Annotated in this window: 15 protein-coding genes; all 15 read right to left on the reverse strand. The window is 41.2% G+C overall.

Going from position 1 to position 16,213, the window contains the following annotated elements; translation table 11 throughout:
* Position 1: 1 nt before the first annotated feature.
* On the reverse strand, positions 2 to 388 hold the full coding sequence (locus tag D8844_RS01765) for a Mini-ribonuclease 3 (RefSeq protein WP_125421428.1): 387 nt from the start codon (positions 386 to 388) through the stop codon (positions 2 to 4).
* Positions 381 to 1,724: a cysteine--tRNA ligase gene (gene cysS, locus D8844_RS01770; protein WP_125421431.1), complete on the reverse strand. Its 1,344-nt coding sequence runs from the start codon at positions 1,722 to 1,724 to the stop codon at positions 381 to 383. Before cysS ends, D8844_RS01765 begins: the two co-directional genes overlap by 8 nt.
* Before the next feature lie 17 nt (positions 1,725 to 1,741).
* Positions 1,742 to 2,263 (reverse strand): dihydrofolate reductase family protein, encoded by a 522-nt coding sequence (locus tag D8844_RS01775; protein WP_125421434.1) that lies wholly within the window; start codon positions 2,261 to 2,263, stop codon positions 1,742 to 1,744.
* A gap of 8 nt (positions 2,264 to 2,271) precedes the next feature.
* Positions 2,272 to 3,036 (reverse strand): nucleoside phosphorylase, encoded by a 765-nt coding sequence (locus tag D8844_RS01780; RefSeq protein ID WP_125421437.1) that lies wholly within the window; start codon positions 3,034 to 3,036, stop codon positions 2,272 to 2,274.
* A gap of 13 nt (positions 3,037 to 3,049) precedes the next feature.
* Positions 3,050 to 3,250 carry a YdeI/OmpD-associated family protein gene (locus D8844_RS01785; RefSeq protein WP_008808365.1) on the reverse strand — a complete coding sequence of 67 codons (201 nt, stop codon included), beginning with the start codon at positions 3,248 to 3,250 and terminating at the stop codon, positions 3,050 to 3,052.
* A gap of 49 nt (positions 3,251 to 3,299) precedes the next feature.
* Positions 3,300 to 3,917: a serine O-acetyltransferase gene (cysE, locus tag D8844_RS01790; RefSeq protein ID WP_070567985.1), complete on the reverse strand. Its 618-nt coding sequence runs from the start codon at positions 3,915 to 3,917 to the stop codon at positions 3,300 to 3,302.
* Between the two features lie 15 nt (positions 3,918 to 3,932).
* Entirely contained in the window at positions 3,933 to 6,146 is a 2,214-nt protein-coding gene (pnp, locus tag D8844_RS01795) for a polyribonucleotide nucleotidyltransferase (RefSeq protein ID WP_125421440.1), read from the reverse strand.
* 632 nt (positions 6,147 to 6,778) lie between these two features.
* Positions 6,779 to 7,645 (reverse strand): methylenetetrahydrofolate reductase [NAD(P)H], encoded by an 867-nt coding sequence (metF, locus tag D8844_RS01805; protein WP_125421443.1) that lies wholly within the window; start codon positions 7,643 to 7,645, stop codon positions 6,779 to 6,781.
* A 94-nt stretch (positions 7,646 to 7,739) separates the two neighbouring features.
* Positions 7,740 to 9,989: a 5-methyltetrahydropteroyltriglutamate--homocysteine S-methyltransferase gene (gene metE, locus D8844_RS01810; protein WP_125421446.1), complete on the reverse strand. Its 2,250-nt coding sequence runs from the start codon at positions 9,987 to 9,989 to the stop codon at positions 7,740 to 7,742.
* A gap of 260 nt (positions 9,990 to 10,249) precedes the next feature.
* Complete coding sequence (relB, locus tag D8844_RS01815) at positions 10,250 to 10,543, reverse strand: type II toxin-antitoxin system RelB family anti-toxin (protein ID WP_125421557.1); 294 nt, start codon at positions 10,541 to 10,543, stop codon at positions 10,250 to 10,252.
* Entirely contained in the window at positions 10,533 to 10,898 is a 366-nt protein-coding gene (locus tag D8844_RS01820) for a type II toxin-antitoxin system RelE/ParE family toxin (protein ID WP_049477408.1), read from the reverse strand. Before D8844_RS01820 ends, relB begins: the two co-directional genes overlap by 11 nt.
* A gap of 156 nt (positions 10,899 to 11,054) precedes the next feature.
* Positions 11,055 to 11,420 (reverse strand): TIGR02328 family protein, encoded by a 366-nt coding sequence (locus D8844_RS01825; protein WP_125421449.1) that lies wholly within the window; start codon positions 11,418 to 11,420, stop codon positions 11,055 to 11,057.
* Positions 11,404 to 11,808, reverse strand: a complete 405-nt coding sequence (locus D8844_RS01830) for a YbgA family protein (protein WP_125421452.1) — start codon at positions 11,806 to 11,808, stop codon at positions 11,404 to 11,406. Before D8844_RS01830 ends, D8844_RS01825 begins: the two co-directional genes overlap by 17 nt.
* Before the next feature lie 124 nt (positions 11,809 to 11,932).
* The gene (locus D8844_RS01835; protein WP_125421455.1) at positions 11,933 to 14,977 is read right to left on the reverse strand and encodes a type I restriction endonuclease subunit R; all 3,045 of its coding nucleotides are present in this window, start codon (positions 14,975 to 14,977) and stop codon (positions 11,933 to 11,935) included.
* On the reverse strand, positions 14,970 to 16,202 hold the full coding sequence (locus D8844_RS01840) for an AAA family ATPase (RefSeq protein ID WP_125421458.1): 1,233 nt from the start codon (positions 16,200 to 16,202) through the stop codon (positions 14,970 to 14,972). The genes D8844_RS01835 and D8844_RS01840 overlap by 8 nt, the downstream gene beginning before the upstream one ends.
* Positions 16,203 to 16,213 lie beyond the last annotated feature (11 nt).

Genomic DNA, 16,213 nt, shown 5'->3' on the forward strand with positions numbered 1-16,213 from the left:
TCTAGTCCTCCACTTTTTGGATGCACCAAGAAATTAAGGTCTCAAGACGTTCCAGATTTTCTGTCATATGAAGATAGCCCATGACTGCTTCAAAACCTGTGGACATGCGATAAGTCACCACATCAGCATTTTTAGCCTTTGTGTGGCTATTGGTATTACGACCTCGTTTGTAGATTTCTTCTTCTTTTTCCGTCAGGACTTGCTCCTCCAACATGAGGGAAATCAAGTGAGCTTGAGCCTTGGCTGAGACATACTTGGTCGCCTCTTGGTGAAGTTTATTGGGCTTGGTCATGCCTTTGAGGATGAGGTGGCGGCGAATATACATGGAATACACCGCGTCCCCCTCAAAAGCTAGCGCAATCCCATTAATGAGATTGACATCAATCACGAGTCCACCTCACTCCATCCTTGGTATCAAGTAGCTTGATCCCTTGAGCAGCTAGTTGGTCACGGATCTGGTCTGCTGTCGCAAAGTCGCGATTGGCACGCGCTTCTTGACGTTTTTGAATCAAAGCTTCAATCTCTACATCTAAAACTTCCTCGACAAAAACAATACCAAAGACCTCTAACATAGCCGCAAGAGCTTGCTTGACACTTGCATCATAATTGCCTGAGTTAATCCACTTGGCCATTTCAAAGACGACTGTGATACCATTTGCTGTATTGAAATCCTCATCCATTGCAGCCACAAACTTATCTTGGAAAGCTTGCAATTCTTGAACATCTACAGTTCCAGTAAATGGTTGCTCATAGGTGTTCTTTAGATACTTGAGATTAGTCTCGGCATCACGCACTGCTTTTTCTGTAAAGTTGATCGGTTTACGGTAATGCTGAGTCGCAAAGAAGAAACGCAACACTTGCCCATCAAGAGTTTTAAGGGCATCGTGTACGGTTATAAAGTTGCCCAAGGATTTAGACATCTTGACATTGTCGATATTGACAAAGCCATTGTGCATCCAGTAGTTGGCGAAAGTCTTGCCTGTTTTTGCTTCTGACTGGGCAATTTCATTGGTGTGATGCGGAAACTCAAGGTCGGCTCCACCACCGTGGATATCAATGGTATCTCCCAAAATCTCTGTTGACATGACTGAACACTCGATATGCCAGCCCGGACGACCAGGTCCCCAAGGACTGTCCCAAGAAATCTCGCCTGGTTTTGCAGCTTTCCAAAGGGCAAAGTCTACAGGATTTTCCTTGCGAGCTGTTTCTTCATCGGTACGACCTGAAGCACCTAGCTCCAAATCTTCCAAGGTTTTATTGGCCAACTTAGCATAGTTGTGAGATTTTTCCACGCGGAAGTAAACATCTCCTTGACTCTCGTAAGCATAACCTTTTTCAATCAAGTTAGAGACAAAACGAATGATGTCAGCCATAAACTCTACTACACGTGGATGGCGAGTCGCAGGTTTCACGCCCAAAGCTGTCACATCCTCACGAAAGGCAGCGATGTACTTGTCCGCAACCTCTTGAGGCGTGATGCCTTCTTCCTTGGCACGATTGATAATCCTATCATCTACATCTGTAAAATTGGAAATATAGTTGACTTCAAATCCCCGATACTCAAAATAACGGCGAATGGTATCAAAAGCTATTGTTGAGCGGGCATTGCCCACGTGGATATAGTTGTAGACCGTTGGCCCACAAACATACATCTTAACCTTGCCATCCTCAATAGGTACAAATTCTCGCAAATCACGAGACATGGTGTCATAAATTTTAATCATGCGGTCCACTCCCTTCTCTATTTCTGACTTTTTCGGCTGAAAACCAGCTCTGCAAATGGGCCAAATTGTCTGAGGCTATCCAGTTGGTAAAAGCGCTGCGCTTCCTCTTGGGTAAAGAGGGGAACCCCCTTTCCTAGGATAAGGGGTGCTATCTGAATAATGAGGTGATCGAAAAGATCCGCATCCAAGAGCGGTCCTACCAAGGAATTACCACCAATCACAAAGACATTTTTGCCTTTGTCAATCTGGCGAACAAAGTCCACCACATCCCCAGCTACTGGCTGGTAATTGCTGACAGGCAGATGCCTATCATGCGTAAAGACATAATTTTCCGTAGCTTGATAAAAACTTTCTACATCTTGTAAATCTTGGATTTCCTCAAAGGTCCGCTTGCCCATGATGGTGATATCCATTTGTCTGTAAAAGTCATCATAGCCTGTATCCTCTACAGAACCAAGCTGATGCAGCCAGTCTATCCTGTGCTGGCTGTCTGCCAAGTAGCCATCCATGGTGATACAGCCGTAAAAATATACTGCCATTCTTGTAGTTACCTTTCTAGTTCCTTGGCTATTGTCAAAGCGATAGTGAAAAAAGTCATGGCATCAGCTGTCCGCTCTTCATGGCGGGCATCCCAGGTTCGGTTATGATGATCCACATAGTCAGCTGTGTAGAAGAACTGATAGACTTTACTCTTGCGAAATTGACTCCAAGCCATGATAGCTGAAGCTTCCATATCCACCACTTGTGCACCAGCAGCCAAGCGACGCTTGACCTTATCAGGCGTTTCTCGATAAAAGGCATCAGTCGTCCAAGACTTGGTGCGGATATGCTCGATATTGTGCTTGTCAAAGATGGCTTCCAGCTCGATCAGCAGAGACTCGTCATAGGCGACTTCGTCACCCGGTGGGGCATAGTGATAGCTAGTTCCTTCATCTCGCAATGCGGCTGCAGGCAGGATAATTTTATCCGCCTCAATTGAGCGGTCCAAAACGCCACAGGAACCTAAAATGATAAAATTTTTGAAGCCTCTAGCTACCAATTCCTCCAGTTGGCCAACTATCATAGGAGCCCCAATTGGAGCCAACATAACTGCTAGTTTGCTAGGACCTTGGCCATAAATATACCATGGATGATGGCCGTTTATGCTTTTCAAATAGCCCCCCGGATAGACATCTTCTGACTCAATCAAACGTTTCAGAATTTCGCCATTAAAGGACAAGATGATGGTTTCGCATACCTCTCCCTTGTCATGGACTGGCTTTTCAGTTGGCTCAATAACTGCTGCTACATCTTCAAATTCCTCTAATAGCATAACTTCTCTTTCTTTAAGGCTCCAGCAAATCCGCCTTCATTTTATTTAGACGGCGCAGCTTGGTCTCATCTTTTTTGGCTTCACTGATATAATGAGCCCATTCTCGCTGGTGGCTAGGTGGCAGTTTAATAAAGCGCTCCTTAGCAAGACCATCCAAGTGTTCTTGCAACTCAAGAACTGCCTGGTTCAAAATTGCGTCTGATAAATCTGACATAGTTCTTACCTCCTGTCATACTTCACCTCGATAACTTTGCCACCCTTTCCTACAAACTTGACGAATGGTGGCTGGCTTCTCTAGCCTGCTCTAGTTTATTGACGTAGTACTCCCGTTTTTCTTCGACTTCGTGAATCGTTGGTTCATCTTTCTGTCCATGAACTCGGACGATCTTAGCTGGGATTCCGACAACCGTTACATCACTAGGTACGTCTGCCACGACTACTGCAGCAGCACCGACTTTGGCATTTTCACCGATTTCTACAGGTCCGATGACTTGGGCATGGGCTGATATGAGAGCTCCTTTACGCACAGTCGGATGGCGTTTGCCAACATCCTTACCAGTCCCACCAAGAGTCACTCCGTGATAGAGAAGAACGCCTTTTTCAACAATCGCTGTCTCTCCAATCACCAATCCTGAACCATGGTCGATAAAGACACCTGATTCTATCTGAGCACCCGGATGAATCTCAATCTGGGTCCAAAAGCGCCAAAACTGACTGTGCATCCGAGCCAGGAGTTTGAAGCCGTGCTTCCAGAGAAAATGCGAGAGACGGTGAGCCGCTAAGGCCTTGACACCTGGATAAGTTAGCAAAACTTCCAAACTGTTGCGTGCCGCTGGATCATTTTCTTTTACAATATCAATGGTTTCGCGCCACCATCCCATACATTTCTCCTTTTCTTATTCTGAATCTTTTGGTGTTTCTGTAAATTCTTTCTTAGGTTTGTGGTCCTTGTGATGACGTGGACGGTGAGGTCGCTCAGACTTTTCGCCTTTTTCATCATGCTCAGGTTTTGGCGGACGAGGAAGAAGAACTTTCATAGAGGCATCGATACGGCCTTTTTCATCAATCTTGATAACCTTAACATCGACTTCATCACCGATAGCTACCAAGTCCTCAACACGGTTGGTACGAGTCCAAGCCATTTCAGAAATGTGCACAAGTGCATCTGTCTTATCAAAGAGGTTGACAAAGGCACCAAATTTCTCGATACGAACAACCTTCGCATGGTAAACTTCATCCACTTTGGCTTCACGAACCAAACCAGCAATGATTTCTTTGGTACGGTTAATGGCATCTTGATCGCTAGAGTAGATAGAAACATTACCTTCTTCGTCGATATCAATCTTAACGCCTGTTTCAGCGATAATCTTGTCGATGGTTTCTCCACCCTTACCGATGACAATCTTGATTTTGTCCACATCAATCTTGATAGTATCAATTTTTGGAGCAGTTGGAGCCAATTCTGGACGAACTTCTGGAATAGTCGCTTCGATGACATCAAGGATTTCAAAACGAGCTTTCTTGGCTTGAGCAAGGGCCTCAGTCAAGATTTCTGCAGTAATTCCTTGAATCTTGATATCCATTTGAAGAGCTGTAATCCCGTCACGAGTACCAGCAACCTTAAAGTCCATATCTCCAAAGTGGTCTTCCAACCCTTGGATATCTGTCAATACTGTGTAGTTATTTCCATCTGAGATAAGACCCATGGCAATACCAGCCACTGGTGCCTTGATTGGCACACCACCAGCCATAAGGGCAAGCGTTCCCGCACAGATAGAGGCTTGAGAAGATGAACCGTTTGATTCTAAGACTTCTGCTACCAAGCGGATAGCGTATGGAAATTCTTCCAAACTTGGCAAGACTTGAGCAAGAGCACGTTCACCGAGAGCCCCATGACCAATTTCACGACGACCAGGCGCACCGTAACGACCTGTTTCCCCTACAGAGTATTGAGGGAAGTTATAGTGGTGCATAAAGCGTTTCTTGTACTCTGGATCCAAACCATCGATGATTTGAGTTTCTCCCATCGGAGCCAAGGTCAAGACTGAAAGAGCTTGAGTTTGGCCACGAGTAAAGAGACCTGAACCGTGCACACGAGGAAGATAGTCAACCTGCGCATCCAAAGGACGGATTTCATCAACCTTACGACCGTCAGGACGCACCTTGTCTTCCGTAATCAAACGGCGCACTTCAGCGTGTTCCATTTGTTCCAAGATTTCAGCCACATCACGCATGATACGGTCAAATTCTTCATGGTCTGCATATTTTTCTTCGTAAACCGCTGTTACTTGGTCTTTAACTGCTTGAGTTGCAGCTTCACGAGCTAATTTTTCTTCTACTTGGACCGCTTTTTGGAGGTCGCTGTTGTAAGCTGCAATGATTTCAGCTTGCAAGTCAGCGTCTACATGAAGCAATTCCACTTCTGCTTTTTCTTTACCGACTGCCGCAACGATTTCTTCTTGGAAGGCAATCAATTCTTTGACTGCTTCGTGCCCTTTCAGAAGGGCTTCCAACATGATTTCTTCTGACAATTCTTTGGCACCAGACTCAACCATGTTGATAGCGTGTTTGGTCCCAGCTACTGTCAATTCAAGAAGCGATTGCTCTGCCTGTTCTTGAGTAGGGTTGATGATGATTTGGCCATCGACATAACCCACTTGTACCCCAGCGATTGGACCGTCAAACGGAATGTCTGAGATAGAAAGTGCCAAGGATGAACCAAACATAGCTGCCATTGGAGCAGAGGCATTTTCATCGTAAGAAAGAACCGTATTGATGACTTGCACTTCGTTACGGAAACCTTCCGCAAACATAGGACGGATTGGACGGTCAATCAAACGCGCTGTCAAAGTTGCATCTGTCGAAGGACGCCCTTCACGTTTCATAAAACCACCAGGAAACTTCCCAGCCGCATACATTTTTTCTTCGTAGTTGACTTGAAGTGGGAAGAAATCCCCAGTTGCCATTTTCTTAGACATAACGGCAGCAGTCAAGACAGTTGACTCACCGTAACGGACGACAACAGAGCCATTTGCTTGCTTAGCAACCTGACCAGTCTCTACGATTAACTCACGACCCGCAAAAGTCGTTTGAAACACATGTTTTGTCATTTTAATCCCCTTTGGATTGATGAAATTATACGCCTTGCCTACAAAGATCAAGATACTAAGCCGTTAAGCAACTCAAAGGAAAATAGGAATCGAACGACGGAGCGACTGCTCCTAGGTAGATTTATCTTTTTCCACAGAGTTGTAGGCGTGTTCAATTAATCAAGATATTTTGGACGGTTCGGCTTACCGAACATTTCTGTAGAAAAATAGGAAGGTGACGCCGCACTCGATGAGTGCTAGGAAGCTTATCTTTTTTCCTAAGAAATGAGACCAAAATTCAATTAAGTAGTTTTTTTGATATTTCACTGGAATAGTGCGGACGGAAGGTAAAATTATCCAGTGGATGATTTTAGAAATCCAGGGAATTTCATCCCTAATTTTTGAGCCAAATGTCTCAAAAATCCCGTCTTAGATAATAACATTGTTATCATCTAAGATACCACTATAGCGTGAAATATCTTTTTATAGACACCTATTATCATGTTTTAATAAAAACTTCTATAACGAAAATACCCTCATCTTTGTATCAAGTACGTACAGAGTCTATTTTATCATATTTTTCTTAAAAAGTGCGGGCTTTTCTATTAAAAAGGAACCATTCCCCTCACCTGAGAAGAATGGTTTGCTTTTTATTATCCTAAAGACTGATGGTTGAACAAGGCATGGGTTGCTTGGTGGATGTATTTTGCTGTTTCAGCATTGTTCATGGTGTATAGATGCACACCTGCGACATCTTGGGTTACCAAGTCCACGATTTGATCCACTGCATAGGCAAGTCCTGCTGCTCTGAGTGACTCAGGGTCATGCTCATACTTGTCTAAGATGGCTTTGAATTTGCGTGGAAGGTGGATATTCTCACAAGTCTTCAAGAGACGAAGAGCCTGATTTCGATTCAGAATGGGCATGATCCCCGCATGAATAGGAACATCAATCCCTGCCAAGGTACACTTGTCTTGGAAATCGTAGAAGCGCTCATTGTCAAAGAAAAGTTGCGTTACAAGGCTTGAACAGCCTGCATCCACTTTCTTCTTGAGATTTTGAATATCTGAGATCTGATTTGGCGAGTCAGGATGCCCTTCAGGATAACAAGCTCCAATAATATCAAAGTGAGGGGCTTGTTCCTTGATGAACTCGATCAAATCCGTTGCGTAGCGGAAATCCTTTTGTGGCTCCACATCAGGGATAATATCCCCACGCAAGGCCAAGATTTTCTGTACCCCAACCTTATCCAAGTCTGCAATGGTTTCACCAACCTTGTCCTTAGTCAGATAGATGGCTGGCAAGTGGGCAATAGTTGGAATCGCCAAATCATTCTGGATAAAGTCAGCCAAACGAACCGTTGTTTCCTTGATATTAAATTTATTATTGCTGGCAGTCACACTGATAAAGTGAGGTGTCAGCTCCCGCATATCCTGCAAGGCTGAAATAATTTTATCATTAGCCACTGCTGGGTTTGGAGGGAACACTTCAAATGAAAGTGACGGTGTTTGGCGTGACATAGTCATTATCCTTTTCTTTTTGATTTCATGATTGCTGAGCCAGCTAGGGCCAAGCAGTTCCTTGATCAGTCAGTGTCAAGAGAGAAATCTTATCTTACAATTTCTCACGCGCAGCTTTTGCTGCTTCGACAAGGCGGATCAAGCTTTCTTTTGTTTCTGGAATACCGCGTGTTTTCAAACCACAGTCAGGGTTGATCCAAACTTTCTTGCTTGGTACTTTGGCAAGAATAGCATCGATTGTGTGGTCAATTTCGCCTTCATTTGGTACACGAGGTGAGTGGATATCGTAAACCCCAGGTCCCACTTCTGTTTGGAAGTTTTTCGCTTTGAGTTCGTCCAAGATTTCAAGGTTTGAACGGCTTGCTTCAAAGGAAATAACGTCCGCGTCCATGTTGTCGATAGCTGGGATGATATCTGTAAATTCTGAGTAACACATGTGGGTGTGGATTTGAGTATCTGGTGCAACTGTAGAGTGTACCAAGCGGAAGGCTGGAATAGCCCAGTCAAGGTAGTCTTCGTACCAGTCGCTACGACGGAGTGGCAATTTCTCACGGAGAGCAGCCTCGTCGATTTGGATAATCTTCACGCCAGCAGCTTCAAGGTCAAGCACTTCATCCTTGATAGCAAGAGCGATTTGAAGAGTTGAGTCCTTGATAGAGATGTCTTCACGTGGGAATGACCAGTTAAGGATGGTCACAGGTCCAGTCAACATACCTTTAACAGGTTTGTCAGTACGGCTTTGTGCGTAGCTAGACCATTTCACAGTGATTGGGTTGAGACGAGTGACGTCACCCCAGATGATTGGTGGTTTCACCCCACGCATACCGTAAGATTGTACCCAACCATTCTTAGAGAAGAGGTAACCTGACAAGTTTTGACCGAAGTACTCAACCATGTCGTTACGCTCGAACTCACCGTGTACAAGCACGTCAAACCCAACTTCTTCTTGCCATTTGATCCATTCGTCAATAGTTTCAGCAAGGAAAGCATCGTACTCTTCTTGAGACAATTCACCTTTACGGTAAGCCAAACGTTTAGCACGAACTTCTTTTGTTTGAGGGAATGAACCAATAGTTGTTGTTGGAAGAGCTGGAAGTTTGAAAGCTTCTTCTTGGATAGCTTCACGTTCAGCAAAGGCTGGCAAACGAGTGTAGTCAGCGTCTGTCAAACCAGCGATACGCGCACGAAGTTCTGCATTTTCACCAACACGTTCAGTCGCAAAGAGTTCTTTGTTAGCTGCAAGAGCTTCTGCGCCTTGACCGTTGCGGATAGCATCCAAATCACGAATTTCATCCAATTTTTCAACTGCAAAAGCAAAGTGGTTCAAGATAGCTGGTTCAAATTCTTCATTAGCAGTTGTAAATGGCACATGAAGAAGTGAGCATGAGCTTGTCAAAACAATGTTTTCAGCTGGGATTTGCTCAAGAACAGCTAAGCTCTTTTCGTAGTTGTTGCGCCAGATGTTTTTACCATTGACGATACCTGCATAAAGAGTCTTGTCTGCCGGGAAACCACCTTTAACGAGTTCAAGAGTTTTCTTACCTTCAACGAAGTCAAGACCGATGGCATCTACTGGCAAGTTCACAAGGTCAGCGTAGACGTCACGAACGTCACCGAAGTAAGTTTGAAGCAAGACTTCAAGACCTTTTTTGTCAGCCAAAAGTTTGTTGTAAAGGTTCAAGAAGAGAGCTTTTTCTTCAGCTGTCAAATCTTTGACAAGAGCCACTTCGTCGAGTTGGATGCGAGTCGCACCAAGTTCAGCCAATTTAGCAAAAACTTCTTGGTAAGCAGCCACTAAGCTATCTACGAAGTCTTCTGCTTTCACGCCTTCTTCAAAGTCTGATAATTGAAGGAAAGTGAATGGACCTACAAGAACAGGACGAGTGTTCAATCCAAGTTCTTTGGCTTCTTGGAACTCATCAAAGATCTTGTGACCTGCCAATTTAACTTGAGTGTCTTTTTCAAATTTAGGAACGATGTAGTGGTAGTTAGTGTTGAACCATTTCTTCATCGGAAGGGCACGCACGTCCCCTTTCTCTCCTTGGTAACCACGACCCAAAGCAAAGTAACGCTCAAGGTCAGACAAGTCCAAGTTTTGAACGGATGCAGGTACCACGTTGAAAAGGAAAGCTGCATCTAAGAAGTTGTCATAGTGAGAAAAGTCATTTGATGGGATTTCAGTGATGCCTTTTTCTTTGACAATGTTCCAGTGTTTTGCGCGCAATTCTTTAGCCGCAGCCAAGAGCTCTTCTTCTGAGATTTCTTTTCTAAAGTATTTTTCAGTTGTAAATTTTAATTCGCGGAATTCACCCAAACGAGGGAAACCGATGATCGTAGTTGACATGATGTGTCCTCCAAAATTTGTTATTGAAACTATCTTAACAGAAAAGAAACTGTCTGTATAATTGTAAATAATTAGGCTTTGATATAGTTTGAAACTATATCACTCTTTTGAGTAGCAAAAAAAGATTTGAGACCAGTGTCCCAAATCCTTTGTATTGCTTGTTTTGTGCCTGTATTTTAGTTGGAATGCTCAAACGAGCTATTGACGATTCTCATCAGTGACTATGGCTTGTTATTAGAAAAGACTATAGGTTGGTTTAATCAACTTTTTTCCTGTTCAAGTGGGACGACTTCTAGTGTCTTTCCTAAACTGGCTAAGACTTTTAAGACCGTATCCAACTGAGGACTAGTCTTTCCTGTCTCCATCCTAGCTATGACAGGCTGGCTTACTCCACTGAGTTCCTCTAGCTTTTTCTGACTGATACCTTGCTTATGTCTAGCCTCAATCAACTCACTCATAATAGCCACTCGCATATCACTTTCAAGAATTTCCTCCTTGGTAAAGAGTTCTGTTCGGACATCCTTCCAATTACTTCCAATGGCACTATTCTTCATCACTTAACCCTCTTTCTTTTATGTCCTTCAGTTCACGCTTGGCTTTTTCAATTTCTCTTCTAGGAGTTTTCTGAGTCTTTTTGACAAAATGATGTAAGAGAACAAAACTCCCATCAAGCCACGCTACAAATAAAATCCTATCCCTCAGAGGTCTTAGTTCCCAAATCTCATCTTCCAAATGTTTGATATAGGGTTCACCAGCTCTAGTCCCATGCTGACTAAGCAACTCGATATAGTCGTTTAGTTTATTGAGTTTGATGCGACAGTCCTTACTCTTCTTTCTAGCCAATTCTCTCATATAATCTAAGACTGGCTCATTTCCATTTTTGTCCTTATAGAAGTAAATCGTATGCACCAAGCAACCTCTTTTCAATTTAATTATAACTTAAAAGTTATTAAAAGTAAATTCTAATACCCATAAAAACAAGACCTTAGAAAAACTCTAAAGGTCTCATCTTTATTATTCGAAAAAATTACGAGAGGAGTTATAAATTGGAGATAATCCTGACTCTTACTCCAGCTCAATCCCTTTCTCTCGGAGATTTGCCAGACACTCCTCATAGTAGGCTGTGTCATGTTCGCTATAGATAGGATTCCCCAACTTTTCCTCAGGCAAATCNTCATAAGGATGACAGATCTTGCCACGATAGTTCTTGTCCAGCCACTCTGGACTGACATTGTAGCCACGGTCAGCCATTTCCTCCATGATCAAGCGATGATAAGCATAGAGATGATAGGGAGAGTGGGTAAAGACATAGTCCACCGTCGCATGCTTTCTCCCCCAGCCATTGCCACGAAGGGCGCAGCACTCTCGATGTTGCCCCAAGAGCTGAGGACGGGGAAGTTGTGGAATCAAAGCCTCATGCCAAAGTCTCATGGGAGTCTCCTTTCAGTAAGGTCGAATGTTGCAAGTAGGTATTCGGATAGCGATCCAGCAAGTCTCGAGTCTTAGCAATCAAGTCTTCCTTAGAAGCCTGACCAAAGCGGTAGCGATCCAGCAAGAGCATATAGTCCTTTCGCTCAGCATCTGTCGCTTTCTTTTTGAAATAGCCCCAAATATGCTGAAAGGCATTGCAAACCTGACCTCTATGTTCAGGGATTTGACAGGCACGGTCGATCAGTTCTTGAACCTGACTCAGCTCCACCACTTCTTGCTTGAGATACTGGCGAATGTCCTTGTAAATATTGCTGGAATGGCTCAAAACGAGGTATTTGTTTCTAGCCCAGAGTTGCTGACACTGGGATTTTTGGTTAATTTGTTCCATCTTTCTCCTTACTTTCTATCAGTTTCCAGGAAATATGGAAACAAAGTTGTACCTTAAAAATGAGCGAATAAATAGTGTTTTTTGTAGTTCCTGATTTTTCTAATAAACCTTGTTCGACAACCCCTTAAATACCTGAATAAGTCTCTACTAACAACTGAATCTTACGTAAAACTTCTTGTTTTTTCCGTTCACGCGCTCCCTGTCTACGAGAAGTTGGTGGAATAATCGAATCCAAATCAGTACCACTATTTTCAGCATAACCTCGTTGAATTGATTTGTCGATAAACAATTGATAGTCATCTACAAGTTTCTCAGCCTCAGCTAGGTCTTGAATCGCGATTTTCTTGCGCTCCTTGCCATATTCGTAGAAAGCATGGATAATCCCATCATGGTCTTTCAATTTTTGCAAATCGGTGTCATTGATAAATCCAATAACCAACTCTTCTTTGGCACGGATATCAATACTAGAACGAATCACACGACTAACTTCTGCTTTCATTACTTCTTTAGACTCAGAATTCTTCGATTTTTCAACAATCAATGCCAAGATATAGTCTAGGTTAATCTCATCAGTTTTTAGTAACTCAATTTCAAATTCGACATCTGAAAGGTCAACATCCAAATCCTTAGTCTTTTCATAGTTTTTAAGATTCAAAAATTCATCTCGAATTTCCACATAGGCACTTCTTAAATCTTGAAGATAACCTTCAGAAATAGGTTTGTCGATTTCTTGGAATTCGTCATAATTTCTAAGAACATTATCAAGTTTCAATAACTCACCAAATAACTTAACAAACTCTTTTTTATCGTGCTCTGTTTCAATCTCTTGCGGATTTGGGAATTTTTCCAGAATTTCCTGACAAACCGCAGTATAGCCTTTGACCTCAATACCTGTTACTTGGTCAACGAAACCATCCATGTATTCACTAAAACTTTTTTCTAAGATGATTTCAAGCTTATTTGTATCTCCAAAAGTCTTAATAGCTTCTTGCGTAGCCTTTTCTAAATCACGGAAACAAACGATATTGCCAAAAGGTTTAACCTCGTTAAAAATTCGATTAGTTCTAGAGAATGCCTGAATCAATCCATGATAACGAAGATTTTTATCGACAAAGAGAGTATTCATCGTTGGAGCATCAAATCCCGTCAAGAACATTCCCACTACAATCAGTAAATCCACTTCCTTAGACTTAACTCGTTTTGAAAGGTCTCGATAATAATTTTGAAACTCTTTCCCATCAGTCGAAAAGTTGGTCTTGAACATTTGATTATAGTCATAGATTGCTTTAGAAAGAAACTCTTTAGATGAAAGAGACATGGCTGTATCTTGAGGGTCTAGCTCTTCATCTTGAATCTCTCCATAAGCTGACTGTTCTTCGTTAGGCGCAAAGCTAAAGATAGTAGCGACCTTCAAACGCTTAACTTCTGGTAGAGTAGCCTGTTGCTGCTGGAGTTCTTCATAGTATAGTTTCGCAGCTTCAATACTTTGTACAGCCAGCATAGCATTAAAACCTTGCATCTTCTTTTGTTTATGAGTGTAATATTTACTCCGATGCGTTTTATCATTATAAACTCTCAACAGGTACTCAGTGATGGTTGCAATCCGTTCTGGATGCAAAAGGAGTTCCTTCTCCATCTTTTTGAGTTTCTTCTCATCAATCTCTCGGCCGACTGCCGTTTCTGCTTCTCTATATTTATTGATTTCAGGTTTGATATAGTTATAGTCAACCTTGAACTTCAACACTTTTTTATCTCGAATAGCATCCGTGATAACATAGTTATGAAGTTGTTCTCCAAAAACTTCCTGTGTCGTTTCACCCGTTAAACTATTTTCTGGGAAAATCGGTGTCCCTGTAAATCCAAATAAGGCGTACTGTTTAAAGGATTTTTTAATGCGCTTCTGTGCCTTCCCAAACTGAGATCGATGACACTCATCAAAGATTAAAACACATTTTTTTCCATAGATTTCATGATTTGGATTTGCTGTTATAAATTTGTTTAACTTTTGAATAGTTGTGACAACAATTTTCCCATCATTTTCTTCAATACTTCGTTGGAGTTCTTTTGTATTGTTACTACCATTGACTGAATTTGGTTGGAATTTTTGATATTCCTTCATGGTTTGATAGTCTAAGTCTTTTCTATCTACGACGAATATCACTTTATCAATATAGTCCAACTCTGTTGCCAAACGAGCAGTTTTAAAGCTGGTCAAGGTTTTCCCTGAACCCGTCGTATGCCAGATATAGCCACAGGCATTGATAGTACCAAAGTTCTTCATCTCATTAGATGAATGAATCTTGCGTATGATACTCTCAGTAGCTGCTATCTGATAAGGACGCATGATGAGCAAGGTATTATCAGCGTCAAAAACACAATACTTGGTCAATACCTCCAAAAGGACTCGCTTGCTCAAGAAAGTGACAGTAAAGTCTTCCAGATCGTGGATTGTTTTATTCTTACGGTCTGCCCATTCACAGGTGAACTCATAGTGATTTTTATTTTGAGCAGTCGTATTAGCAAAGTAGCGTGTATAAGTCCCATTGGAAATCACAAAAATCTGAATATATTTGTATAAAGAATTCTCGCTATTAAAACTTTCCTTACTATATCTATGGATTTGTTCAAAAGCTTCTTTAAGACTAACACCACGTCTTTTCAATTCAATCTGAACTAAAGGAAGTCCATTTACCAATATGGTGACATCATAACGATTGGTATGGCTACCCACCTGGGTCACTTGATTGATGACCTGCATGCTGTTGTTATGAATGTTTTTCTTATCAAGGATGAAAATATTTTTAATTCGTCCATCATCAAAGACAAAATCATAGATATAATTCTCTTGGATTTTTCGAGTTTTTTCAACTAATCCTTCATTGGGACAATCCAGATACTCTACTACAAAGCGATCCCACTCAGCATTCGTAAAAGTCACCTTATTGAGTTTTTCTATTTGCACCTTGGCATTTGCTAAGAGCTCTTCAGGTGTATGGATATCTAGTCGTTCGTAGTTAAGATAATTAACCAAATCAGAAATCAGCTGATTTTCTAGATCAGCCTCAGACTGATATTCTCTATCTGTGCGATACTCTGGTTGATACTCAGCCAAGAGAATCCCCTCATTTGTTTCCGCAATTACTTCATGTACTTTTGAATAATCAACCATTTTCATTTTCCTCTTTTTGGTTAAATTTATATTTTATTTCAAAACTATTGAATAATTCTATTAAGGTATTTTTTTCTCGTTCTTGCAATTCTCTAAACTCTAAGTCCGATTGACGATTATGAGTGAATAAATCAATCCTTTGAGCATATGGTTCTATATTTTCTTTGGTAATCTCCTCACCAACTACCTCTAATCCTAATAAAACCTCCTCCCATCTACGATAACCTAAAAATGTAGCTGTTTTTTCTAACAGATTTCTAAACAAAGCATAATGAAATTTTTCTACTCGTCCATTGTCTACAGCTCTACGTAATTCTTCTCTTACCTTTAGATGATAACCAAACGGAGAATCCTTCTCAACATCAGTCAAGATATATTTTATTCCATCGTTATTTTCAATCTCTTTTTTCATTACATAGAAGCAGGGTTTCTTAATTCTTCTTTCAAATCTGATTTCATTATATAAGACGTTGTAGAAAAGTGGTTGGTGAGTAGAAAGTATAAACTTCAAATCTGTATTTCCAGATTTTGCAATGACATCCTTTAAAAAAATTGCGGAATTAATGATATTGTTATCATCTAATGAAGAAATTGGATCGTCTATATAAATATAATTAAAGTTTTGAAAGTCAGAGTCAATTTCTGAGTCGCTCAATTCTTCAATAATAAGTTCTAAGAGAGTAATGAATATAGACCAAACAAAAATTCTTTCCTCTCCCCTAGAAATTTTGACCGTTTCACCATCTACAGTAAAACGAATGCTTTTGAAATTACTTTTTATTCTTGGTAAACGTTGTCCCCCAATAATATCAATAACTGGATTACCAAAGTTATCAACAACCTGCTCTTCAATATCCTCAAAAATAGGAGCTATTAAGTCACCGACATATTTCTGGAAAGTTATAATAACTTGATCAAATTGTTGCTGGTTTTCCAAAAAATTACCAAAATAGGTACGTTTATCATATTTAAGATAACGATTTTCATCATTTTCTAAATCATTTTCCCAAGTAAAAAGATCTTCTGTAAAGGCATTAAAATAAAGTATTTTCTTTACTTTTGACTCTTCATCATTTTCCGAGATATTTAATTTATCCTTTAAAATTGTAGATAGCCTCGTTTTCCCTGTAGCATTAAAAGCATAAATTAAATGCACCTTCTTATCACTTGAAATCAGATCATCTGCAACATCTTCCAATGTATTAAATACTTTATCATCCGCCATTATTCACTTTT

The sequence above is a fragment of the Streptococcus oralis genome (genome assembly GCF_003942875.1).
Classification (GTDB): Bacteria; Bacillota; Bacilli; order Lactobacillales; family Streptococcaceae; genus Streptococcus; species Streptococcus oralis_BX.